Genomic DNA, 11155 nt, shown 5'->3' on the forward strand with positions numbered 1-11155 from the left:
AGCCCAAGCAGCAGGCCGGCCCAAGCAAGGTAGCCGCGGCCCATCAGGCCCCGCGAAGCGCGGCTTTCAGTTGCTGGCCAATTTCAGGCTTGTCGGCAAACGGATCCGTCGGGTTGCGCGCCTGCAGCACGTCTTCAAGCCGTGTCTGCACGGAGTTGATGGCTTTGGGGTGGCTGTAGATGTAGAACTGGTTCTTTGCGATGGCGTCAAACACCAGTTTCGCCACATCGGCGGCGCTCACCTTGCCGGAGCCGACTGCCTTGCCGGTCATGGCCTGCTGGATCATCTGGCTCCTGGTCGGCTTTTCCGCGCCGAGTTCGGCCGGGCGGTTGCGGTGGCTCATGCCGATGCCTGTGGCTACAAAAAATGGGCACAGCACCGAGGCACCAACCTGATCGGTCACCAGGCCCAGGTCCTGGTACAGGGTTTCGCTGAGCGCCACCACGGCGTGTTTGCTGACGTTGTAGACGCCCATATTCGGCGGGTTCAGCAGCCCGGCCATGCTGGCGGTGTTGACGATGTGGCCTTGCCAGAATGGGTCTTTGGCGGCTGCTTCCAGCATCATCGGCGTGAAGATGCGCACGCCGTGCACCACACCCATGACGTTGACGCCCAGCACCCATTCCCAGTCCTTGACGCTGTTTTCCCAGATCAGACCGCCCGAGCCAACGCCGGCGTTGTTAAAAACGAAATGCGGCGCGCCGAAGCGCTCGAACACGGCCTTGCCCATGGCTTCCATCTGCGTTGCGCTGGAGACGTCAAGCTTGAACGAAAGCACCTGGGCACCGGAAGCCTTCATCTCTTCGGTGGCTTTGTCCAGCGCATCCTGCTGCACGTCAACCAGCACGAGGTTCATGCCCAGTTGGGCCCCCAGGCGTGCGCATTCCAGGCCAAAGCCCGAGCCCGCGCCGGTCAGCACTGCCGTTTTACCTTTGAAATCCGTGATCATGGTTCGCTTTCCTTGATGAATATCTTGGTGTCTTGAAGAACAGGAAAATTGTCCRTGCACCCTGTCGCCACAGCTGTCGCTCAGGTAACTATTCAGGCAACCCGCAGCATCTCGATGTGCGGTATGCCGTCCTCGATGTAGGGCTGGCCGGTATTGGCAAAACCGTGCTGCAGGTAGAACTGCTCAAGCCGTGCCTGTGCACCTATGCGGATGGGTTGCGGGCCCCAGTGCTGCTGCAAACGGCCAACGGCCTCTTTCATCAGAACATGGCCAATGCCGCCGCCGCGTGCCGAAGCATGCGTGACCACGCGGCCTATGCTGGCCTCCGCAAACTTCACGCCCGCGGCAAAGCAGCGCGCGTAGGCTATCAGCCGCCCTTCCCTTATGCCCAGCAAATGCATGGCTTGCATGTCCGCGCCGTCCATGTCCTGGAAACTGCAGGCCTGTTCGACCACAAACACTTCGCTGCGAAGCTGCAAGATCTCATAAAGCTCAAGGGTGGTCAGCGCGTCAAAGGGAAGAAAACGCCAGGAAATAACGGAGGTGCCGGAGATGCTCATGCCGGGGCTGCAGCCTTCAGGGTGTAACCGATGCGCGGGAAATGCACATGCACGGTGCCGGCACGCGCATCGGTGCGGCGCAGCGTGTAATGCATGCGGGTGGCGGCGATCAGCTCGCCCTCGGTAGKCTCCGGTCCAAAACTCTCGCCGCTGACCAGCACCTGGCTGCCCAGCGCAATGCCGTGTTCGTCCTGGAACAGGTCACCCGGCAACGGCGCCGGCGTGGATGCGGCGGCCAGTGCCACAGCCTCGGTGGAGCTGAATTTTTCAATGCCGCCATGGCCAATGGCGGCCATGCGGTCCATCCATTCCAGCACGGCCGGCGTGAGGTTCAGGATGCCCGCGAGCACCGGTGTTTGCACCCGCGTGAACCACAGCGGGTGGTACATCGCGAAATCGGCGATGCAGGGCACATCACCCAGTAAAAAAGGCCGGTCGTCGAGCATGTCCGAGATTCGGCGCAAATAGGACTTGTAGGCTGCGGCGGCATCGCTGGAGCGCAGGCGCGGCATGCCGATGCTCATGGCCTTGCGGTCTTCGCCGAAGGCGCGGGCGGCTTCAGGTGGCGCCTTTTCGAAAATCTGGGCCACACCCTTGGGCTGCGTGTTGTAGGCCATGGAGGTCCAGAACAGCGTGTTGTCGGCCCAGTGCGCCAGCGTGCGCGCCAGGCCCTTGCTGGGCTCCGGGTACACCGAAGGCTCGGGCTGCAGGTGTTCCAGTACGTCGCTGATCAAGGCGGTGTCGCAATAAATGTCGGCACCGATTTGCAGGATAGGCGTCTTGCGGTAGCCGCCGGTCAGCGCCACCACGTCGGGCTTGGGCATGATCATCGGGATGACGACGGACTTCCAGGGCAGGTTTTTGTAGCCCAGCATCAGGCGGGTTTTTTCGGCAAATGGCGATGTGGGGTAATGGTGAAGGATCAGATCGCTCATGGTTGTCTCCGGGTGTTCTGGGTGTCTGGAAATTCAGCGGGGCATGGCCCGCGCGATGAGGGTGTCGAAATCGGTGCCGACGCCCAGCGTGCCGAAAGCATGGCCCCAGTTGCCTGCAATGCGCGAGTCGCAAAAAGCGCTGAAGACGGCAGCGGGCGCGGTCTGGTACAGCAAGGYGGCCTGCACCGCCAGCGCGACGTCCTGCGCGAGCCGCCGTGCCTCCACTTCAGTCGCCATTTCTTCCACACGTGTGGGCAAGACGGCGGCCAGCCGGTCCAGCGCCGGATGCGCGCCTTTTGCGGCGGCCAGTTCCTGGTCCAGGGCCGCCACGGCATCGGCTTTGCGCAGCGCGCGCAAAAGGTCCAGCGCCATGATGTTGCCCGCGCCTTCCCAGATCGAATTGAGCGGCATTTCACGGTAAACGCGGGCCATGACGCCCTCGCCGCCCTCTTCCACATAACCATTGCCGCCCAGGCATTCCATCGCCTCCTGGGCGAAATGGCTACCGCGCTTGCAGATCCAGAACTTGGCGACGGGTGTCAACAGGCGCGCCATGGCRGCCTCGTGGGCATCGCCTGTGTGGTCGAAAGCYCGGGCCAGGCGCATTGCCAGCGCAGTCGCGGCTTCGGATTCAAGCGCGAGGTCGGCCAGCACGTTGCGCATCAGCGGCTGGTCAATCAGCAGCTTGCCGAAGGCTTTTCGCTGCGAGGTGTGGTTCAGCGCCAGGGCCAGCGCCTGCCGCATCAACCCGCTGGTGCCCAGCGCGCAGTCCAGCCGGGTCATGGTGCCCATTTCGAGGATTTGCGGAATGCCGCGGCCTTCGCCCCCGACCAGCCAGGCCTGGGCGTTTTCAAATTCCACTTCAGAACTTGCGTTGGCCTTGTTGCCCAACTTCTCTTTGAGGCGCTGGATGCGGATGGCGTTGAGGCCGCCGTCAGGCAGCACGCGTGGCAGGAAAAAGCAGGAAAGGCCGCTTTGGGTTTGGGCCAGAACCAGGAAGGCGTCGCACATGGGCGCCGAGAAAAACCATTTATGGCCGGTGATGGCATAACGTTCGCCCCAGCCGTCGCGGCCTGYGGGCTCAGCGCGCGTGGTGTTGGCCCGCACGTCGGAGCCGCCCTGTTTTTCCGTCATGCCCATGCCCATGGTGAGGCCGGCCTTGGCCTGCCATAGCTTGAGTTCGGGGTCATAGGCGCGGCTCGCCAGCTTGGGGCCCCAGTCGGCGTAGATGACCGTGTTGCCGCGCAGCGCGGGCGTGGCCGCGTAGCTCATGGAGATGGGGCACAGGATGGAGGGCTCGAGCTCGGTGAAGAGCATGAAACCCGCCGCGCGCTGGACATGGGGTGACGGGTTTTCTTCAGACCACGGAGAGCCATGCAGGCCCGAACCCGTCGCGAGTTTCATGAGCTCGTGATAACTCGGGTGAAATTCCACCTGGTCCACACGACGGCCGAAACGATCATGGCTGTGCAGCGCCGGCCCATGCACATTGGCCAGGCGCGCGTGGGTCTGCATGGCCGTGCTGCCCAGCTTCGCACCGAGCTGCCTCAGCTCGTGCGTGTCCAGCGCTGGCGCATTAAATTTCAGCGCGTCGCGCAGCGGGCGATTGGTGTCAAACAGGTTGTAGTCCGACAGCGCTGCGGGCTGGTTGAAGACTTCATGCGTCATGTCCACCTCCTTTTGACCGCGCCGTGGTCGGGTCAGATCAGCTTGACCAACTGCTTGCCGAAGTTTTTGCCTTTGAGCAACCCGAGGAATGCTTCGGGCGCCGATTCAATCCCCTGCGCCACGCTTTCACGCGGGCGCAGCTTGCCGGTGCCCACCAGCGTGCCGAGTTCCTTGAGCGCTTCGGGCCAGACTTCCATGTGCTCGGCCACGATAAAGCCCTGCAGCTTGAGGCGGCTGKTCAAAATCAGCGCCGGATAGGCCAACGGCATGGGCCGGCCGTCGTAGCCGGCGATCATGCCGCACAGCGCGATGCGGCCGAAAGCGTTCATGCGCGGCAGCACGGCGTCCAGCACCATGCCGCCCACGTTTTCAAAGTAGCCATCAATGCCATCCGGGCAGGCGTCCTTGAGAGCCTTGGTCAGCGAAGCGGCATCGGCGTGCACTTTGTAGTCAATGCAGGCGTCAAACCCGAGTTCATCGACGGCATATTTGCATTTGTCGGGGCCGCCGGCAATGCCGACGGCGCGGCAGCCGCGTGCCTTGGCGAGTGCGCCGAACGCGCTCCCCACGGCGCCGGTAGCGGCGCTGACCACCATGGTCTGGCCGGCTTGGGGTTCAATAATTTTCACCAGGCCGTACCAGGCGGTGACGCCCGGCATACCGACCGCGCCCAGGTAGTGCGAGAGCGGTACGTGCGTGGTGTCGACCTTGCGCAGCGCGCCGGGCTGGTCGGCATTGACCACACTGTATTCCTGCCAGCCGCCCATGCCGACCACCTTGTCGCCGGGCTGGAATTTGGGCGAGCGGCTTTCCACGACCTCACCTGCCGTGCCGCCCAGCATGACCTGGCCCAGCGGATGCGGCGCAGCATAGCTCTTGGCATCGCTCATGCGGCCACGCATGTAAGGGTCCAGGCTCAGGTAATGGTGGCGCACCAGCACCTGGCCATCCTGCAGGGGCGGCGTGTCGCTGGAGACCAGCATGAAGTTGCTGGCGATGGCTTCGCCGGTGGGGCGGTTGTCGAGCAGGATTTGCTGGTTGATGGGCATGGAAGTCTCCTTTTTGTTGGTCAGGGAAGGCAGGCGTTTTGCTATTTATTTGATAGCTGCTTGCGCCGGTTTTTATTGGGCTGGGCTGTGATTTAACCAATTATTCAGTTCAATCGGTTGATATGCCGCCGCCTGATAGATCCGGTGCGCCGGTGTTTTGGGCGGCGGTGGCAACCCGCCGCACGTACTTGAAGGTGCCCGTGGAGTGTGCACAGGCGCGGCCTTCCGCGTCATACAGCGTGGCCTCGGTAAACGCCATGGTGGTGCTGCGATGCATGAGCCGCCCCTTGGCTGTAAGCCGGCTGCCGTCACCAGGCGCCGGCCGCATGAAGCTGGTCTTCATCTCGATGGTGACCACGCCCATGTCTTTCTGTACGCTGCGCGCGGCAGTTGCCATGGTCACGTCCAGCAGCGTCATGATGGCGCCGCCGTGCGTCACGGCAAATGRGTTGAGGTGTTCGGGCTTGGGCGCATAGCCAATGGCCGAAGCACCGCCTTCAAACAGCTCCAGCTCAAAGCCGAGGTGGTTGACGAAAGGGATGTCGGCGCCGAAGTTCATTAACTGTTCCCAGCCCATTTCTTGCTCACCCCCCGGTTACGACCGAAACGCCACCATCGACGGCCAGCCACTGGCCCGTGATGTGTTTGCCGGCATCCGACGCGTACAGCACGCACAAGCCCTTCAAATCCTCGTCGTCGCCCAGGCGGCCGAGCGGTGCATGCGAGGCCAGCTTTTCCTCGCCCAACGCTTTCAGCGTGCCCACGGTCATCCGGCTCGGGAAAAAGCCCGGGCAAATTGCATTGACGGTGATGTTGTACTTGCCCCATTCGCAGCCCAGCGCGCGCGTGAAGTTGATGACGGCGCCCTTGGAGGTGTTGTAAGCCACGGTGGTCATCTCGCGCGGATTGCCGCCCAGGCCGGCGATGGAGGCTACGTTGATGATGCGGCCGGACTTGCGGGCGATCATGCTGTGTTTGGCGATGTGCTGGCTCAGGATGAAATAGCCGCGGATATTGAGGTTCATGACCTTGTCCCAGGCCTCAACCGGGTGGTCTTCGGCGGGCGCGCCCCAGGCGGCGCCGGCGTTGTTGACCAGGATGTCGACATGGCCCAGGCGCTTGATGGCCTCGTCGGCCAGCGCCCGGATGTCTTCTTCTTTGGAGCAGTCGGCGGCGATCCAGTCGACGTCGATGCCGGCGGCTTTGAGCTCTGCAGCGGACTCGACCAGGTCTTCGGCCTTGCGCGAACTCAAAATGACTTTGGCGCCGGCTTCGCCCAGCGCCTGGGCCAGTTGCAGTCCCAGGCCGCGTGAGCCGCCGGTCACGAGTGCGGTTTTGCCTTTGAGGTCGAACAGCTGCTGGATGGTACGGGTCATGAAAGTTGTCTCCTGTTGGGTGTCATCGGGCTTGCCGGGTGCCGCATCGGGACTCCGGCAAGGATGGGGTTGCAAATAATGTGTCGGGTTCAGCCGTGGTTGCGATCTCGATATCGGGATGCGGCGGTCTGCCATATTGGCACAACATCAGGCCTCCTGCAGGTTGCGCTGTCGTGGTGGCGACTTCCGGCCGCTACGAACTGACGTTGATGCGGGAGCGCACGTAAACCAGCGCCGCGCCAACCACCGCCACAATACCGCCCAGCACCACCATGGACCAGCCGATGGCATCGTCCAGGCGCTGAACCGACAGAYCCAATACCAACGTCAGCAGCCCGCCGTAGATCAGGACCCAGATCAGGGTCYGCAAGCGAGCCACGGCCTTGTTGGAAACAGGGTCAGCGGACGGTTTGAAAAAAGCCATTAAAACGCCTCCTCGGGCAAATCGGCACAGGTCAGGTCGCGGGTTTCAACGACCTTGAGCCAGGCACCGATCTTCGGTAATTCGTAATGATAAAAATAGCGTGTAGCGCCCATCCGCCCTGCGTGAGCAGCTATCGAATTGGTAGCGGATTGCTGCAATGCCAGGCTGGCCAGCGCCACGTCCAGCCAGATCCACGCCAATACGGTGTGGCCGAAGGCCTGCATGTAGGGTACCGCATTGGCCAGCGCCTCGCCAGGCTCGCCCGCGGCCCACGCCGCCTTGGTGGCGCTGCCCACATGCTGCAATGCCTTGGCCAGTGCGTTGGCATGGGCTGCGAGTTCAGGCACCTGAATCGCCTTTTCAACCGTGGCGTTGATACGCGCTGCCAGCAATTGCAGGCCCCTGCCCCCTTCCATCAGCACCTTGCGGCCCAGCAAATCCATGGCCTGGATGCCATGCGTGCCTTCATGGATCATGTTCAGGCGGTTGTCGCGCCAATACTGCTCGACCGGGAAGTCGCGCGTGTAGCCGTAGCCGCCGTGTACCTGGATGGCCAGCGAATTGGCCTCCAGGCACCATTCGCTGGGCCAGCTCTTGGCAATCGGTGTCAGCACCTCGAGCAGCAGGCGCGCGTCGTCGGCGGCCTGCGCGTCGGCCGTGTGGTGTTCATCAACCAGGCGGGCGCAATACAGCTCCAGCGCCAGCGCGCCTTCGCAGTACGCTTTTTGCGCCAGCAGCATGCGCTTGACGTCGGCGTGCTCGATGATGCGGATCTGCGGCTGGGAGGCGTCTTTGCCCACGGCACCGGCGCCGTTCTTAGATCCTCCGCCGACGGGCCGGCCCTGGGGCCGGTTTTTGGCGTAATCGAGGCTGGCGTAGTAGCCCGCCATGCCCAGCATGGTGGCGGCCGTGCCCACGCCTATACGCGCCTCGTTCATCATGTGGAACATGCAGCGCAGGCCCTCATGCGGCTTGCCTACCAGGTAGCCGACCGCGCCGGCCTGGCCGTCCACCGGGTATTTGCCCTCGCCGAAGTTGAGCAGGGTGTTGGTGGTGCCGCGCYAGCCCAGCTTGTGGTTCAGGCCCGCCAGCGCCACGTCGTTGCGCACGCCGGTGAGTTCGCCTTGGGTATTGACCATTTTCTTGGGCACGATGAAGAGCGAAATGCCGCGTGTGCCGGCGATCAGCTTGCCGTCCGGCCCCGGTATCTTGGCCAGCACCAGGTGGATGATGTTGTCGGTCAGCTCGTGCTCGCCGGCCGAGATCCACATCTTGTTGCCCTTGAGGCGATAGCGTGGGCCCAGCGGGTCGGCCTCAAAGCCGTCGCCATCCGGGACGGCGCGCGTCGTCACGTCGCTGAGCGAGGAACCGGCCTGCGGTTCGGACAAACACATGGTGCCCGAGAAGCGGCCCGAGAACTCATTTTTTGCAAAGACTTCCTTCTGCATGTCGGTGCCGTGCACCATCAGCAGGTTGGCGTTACCAGTGGTCAGCAGGCCCGAGCCGATGCTGACCGAGGCCATGGCGAAGAAGGCATTGGCCGCCGCTTCCACCGTATAGGGCAGCTGCATGCCGCCGACTTCATAGTCCTGCGCGGCGCTGAGCATGCCCGAGGCCGCGTAGGCCTTTTGCGCGTCGTGCGTGGCCTGCGGCAGGATGACTTTTTCGCCGTCGAAGTGCGGCTCCTGCGTATCCACTATGCGGTTGAACGGTGCATACTTTTCACGCGCGATGCGTTCGCAGGTGTCGAACACCGCGTCGAAGGTTTCGCGTGAATGGTCGACGAAACGCTCGCGCTGATTGAGCGACTCGGCACCGAGCCATTGGTAGAGCAGAAAATCGAGGGTCGGCCTGAGGCTCATGACGACCTCCCCGAAACGGCGGGCGTCAAGGCAGGAAACGCCTGCCCTTTCTGAAGGAGCAGGGTTTCATTCATTATGATGCCCGGTTCAGAGGACTTCGTAAATGCCGGCTGCGCCCATGCCGCCGCCAATGCACATGGTCACGCAGACGCGCTTGGCGCCGCGGCGCTTGCCTTCGATCAGCGCGTGGCCCGTCAGGCGCTGGCCGGTCACGCCGTAAGGGTGGCCGACGGCAATCGCACCGCCGTTGACGTTGAGTTTGTCCATGGGAATGCCCAGCTTGTCGGCGCAGTACAGCACCTGTACGGCGAAGGCTTCGTTCAATTCCCACAGATCAATGTCGCTGATCTTCAGGCCCAGCTTGGCCAGTACCTTTGGAATGGCGAAGACCGGGCCAATGCCCATTTCATCGGGTTCGCAACCGGCGACGGCAAAGCCGAGGAAGCGGCCCAGGGGTTTAAGGCCCTTTTTCTCCGCCAGGGTTTCGTTCATGACAACCACGGCGCCGCCGCCGTCGGAGAACTGGCTGGCATTGCCGGCCGCGATCACGCCGCCAGGGATGGCCGGCTTGATGCCGCTGATGCCTTCCTTGGTCGTGCCTTCGCGGATACCTTCGTCCTTGCTGACGGTGACCTCTTTGGTGGTCAGGCCCATGATCTTGTCGGCCACGCCGGCTGTCACGGTGATGGGGGCGATCTCAGCTTCAAAGAGGCCCGCAGCCAGCGCGGCCGTGGCCTTTTGCTGGCTCAGCGCRCCGTAYTCGTCCATGCGGTCGCGCGAGATGTTGTAGCGTTTGGCGACCTGYTCRGCGGTCTGGAGCATGTTCCAGTAGATCTCRGGCTTGTTCTTGGCGAGCCAGGTTTCCTGCAGCATGTGGGTGTTCATTTCCTGCTGCACGCAGGAAATGCTTTCGACGCCGCCGGCCACGTAGATGTCGGCTTCACCGGCGATCAYGCGCTGGGCCGCCAGGGCGATGGTCTGCAGGCCGGACGAGYAGAAACGGTTGACCGTCATGCCCGATACCGTCACCGGGCAGCCGGCGCGCAGCGCAATCTGGCGTGCGATGTTGGCGCCGGTGGCACCTTCGGGCGTAGCGCAGCCGATGATCACGTCATCGACCTCTGCGGCCTCGATGCCGGCGCGCTTGAGCGCGTGCTCAACGGCGTGTCCGCCCAGGGTGGCGCCGTGCGTCATGTTGAAGGAGCCCTTCCAGCTTTTGGCCAGGGGGGTGCGTGCGGTGGAAACGATTACTGCTGAAGTCATGGAATTCTCCGGATTCTGGGACGTTGATCTGTGCGGTCTGCTGGACTTAGGTAGACAGGTTGAAGGTCTTGCCTTCGGCTGCAAGCTTGGCCAGCAGGGGTGCGGGCTTCCAGAATTTGGCGTCGTCCAGCGGGTTCTGCGCGAAGCGGTTCATGCTTTGCACCACATTGAAGAGGCCGACCTGGTCGGCGTACAGCATGGGGCCACCGCGGTAGACCGGGAAGCCATAGCCCATGATGTAGACCATGTCGATGTCGCTGGCCTTGGAGGCAATGCCTTCTTCCAGGATGTGCGCGGCTTCATTTACCAGCGAATACACCAGGCGCTGCACGATTTCCTCGTCGGAAATCTTGCGTGGCGTGATGCCCAGGCTCTTGCGGTGGTCTTCAATCATCTTGACGACTTCAGCGTTCGGGATCGCGTCGCGCTTGCCGGGTACATAGTCGTACCAGCCGGCGCCGGTCTTCTGGCCGAAGCGGCCTTTCTCGCACAGCAGGTCGGCCGTTTTGCTGTATTTCATGTCCGGCTTTTCGGTGTAGCGGCGCTTGCGGATCGCCCAGCCGATGTCGTTGCCGGCCAGGTCGCCCATGCGGAACGGGCCCATGGCAAAGCCGAATTTCTCGATGGCCTTGTCGACCTGCTCGGGGGTGCAGCCTTCGTCGAGCAGGAAACCGCCCTGGCGGCCGTATTGCTCGATCATGCGGTTGCCGATAAAGCCGTCGCAGACGCCCGACACCACGGCCGTCTTTTTAATCTTTTTACCCACGGCCATCACGGTGGCCAGCACGTCCTTGCCGGTCTTGGCGCCGCGCACGACTTCCAGCAGCTTCATCACATTGGCCGGGCTGAAGAAATGCAGGCCGACCACGTCTTGCGGACGCTTGGTGAAGTCGGCGATTTTGTTGACGTCCAACGTCGAAGTGTTGGACGCCAGGATGGCGCCCGGCTTCATCACGCGGTCCAGTTCCTTGAAGACCTTCTCCTTGACGCCCATTTCTTCAAACACGGCCTCGATCACGAGGTCGGCGTCTTTGAGGTCGTCGTAGCTCAACGTGGTGCTGAGCAGGCC

At 62.8% G+C, this 11155-nt stretch carries 11 protein-coding genes; all 11 read right to left on the reverse strand.

The window, feature by feature from the left end; genetic code table 11:
* Positions 1 to 43: 43 nt before the first annotated feature.
* Positions 44 to 949, reverse strand: coding sequence for an SDR family oxidoreductase (locus tag AC1D1P_RS05660; RefSeq protein WP_477669531.1), 906 nt, complete (start codon positions 947 to 949; stop codon positions 44 to 46).
* A gap of 92 nt (positions 950 to 1041) precedes the next feature.
* A complete protein-coding gene (locus tag AC1D1P_RS05665) occupies positions 1042 to 1509 on the reverse strand; it encodes a GNAT family N-acetyltransferase (RefSeq protein ID WP_477669530.1) in 468 nt (155 codons plus the stop codon).
* Positions 1506 to 2444, reverse strand: coding sequence for a glutathione S-transferase family protein (locus tag AC1D1P_RS05670; RefSeq protein WP_477672345.1), 939 nt, complete (start codon positions 2442 to 2444; stop codon positions 1506 to 1508). Before AC1D1P_RS05670 ends, AC1D1P_RS05665 begins: the two co-directional genes overlap by 4 nt.
* Positions 2445 to 2477: 33 nt before the next feature.
* On the reverse strand, positions 2478 to 4118 hold the full coding sequence (locus AC1D1P_RS05675; RefSeq protein WP_477672346.1) for an isovaleryl-CoA dehydrogenase: 1641 nt from the start codon (positions 4116 to 4118) through the stop codon (positions 2478 to 2480).
* Positions 4119 to 4144: 26 nt separating this feature from the next.
* Entirely contained in the window at positions 4145 to 5161 is a 1017-nt protein-coding gene (locus AC1D1P_RS05680; protein WP_477672347.1) for an NADP-dependent oxidoreductase, read from the reverse strand.
* A gap of 109 nt (positions 5162 to 5270) precedes the next feature.
* Positions 5271 to 5720 carry a PaaI family thioesterase gene (locus AC1D1P_RS05685; RefSeq protein WP_477672348.1) on the reverse strand — a complete coding sequence of 150 codons (450 nt, stop codon included), beginning with the start codon at positions 5718 to 5720 and terminating at the stop codon, positions 5271 to 5273.
* 25 nt (positions 5721 to 5745) lie between these two features.
* Positions 5746 to 6537 (reverse strand): SDR family oxidoreductase, encoded by a 792-nt coding sequence (locus tag AC1D1P_RS05690; RefSeq protein ID WP_477672349.1) that lies wholly within the window; start codon positions 6535 to 6537, stop codon positions 5746 to 5748.
* 193 nt (positions 6538 to 6730) lie between these two features.
* The gene (locus AC1D1P_RS05695; RefSeq protein ID WP_477672350.1) at positions 6731 to 6961 is read right to left on the reverse strand and encodes a hypothetical protein; all 231 of its coding nucleotides are present in this window, start codon (positions 6959 to 6961) and stop codon (positions 6731 to 6733) included.
* A complete protein-coding gene (locus tag AC1D1P_RS05700; protein ID WP_477672351.1) occupies positions 6961 to 8823 on the reverse strand; it encodes an acyl-CoA dehydrogenase in 1863 nt (620 codons plus the stop codon). The genes AC1D1P_RS05695 and AC1D1P_RS05700 overlap by 1 nt, the downstream gene beginning before the upstream one ends.
* 87 nt (positions 8824 to 8910) lie before the next feature.
* The gene (locus tag AC1D1P_RS05705; protein ID WP_477672352.1) at positions 8911 to 10086 is read right to left on the reverse strand and encodes an acetyl-CoA C-acyltransferase; all 1176 of its coding nucleotides are present in this window, start codon (positions 10084 to 10086) and stop codon (positions 8911 to 8913) included.
* A gap of 46 nt (positions 10087 to 10132) precedes the next feature.
* Positions 10133 to 11155: 3-hydroxyacyl-CoA dehydrogenase (locus AC1D1P_RS05710; protein ID WP_477672353.1), on the reverse strand; the 1023-nt coding region annotated here is incomplete at its 5' end.

The sequence above is a fragment of the Polaromonas sp. P1_E1_2 genome (genome assembly GCF_056406035.1).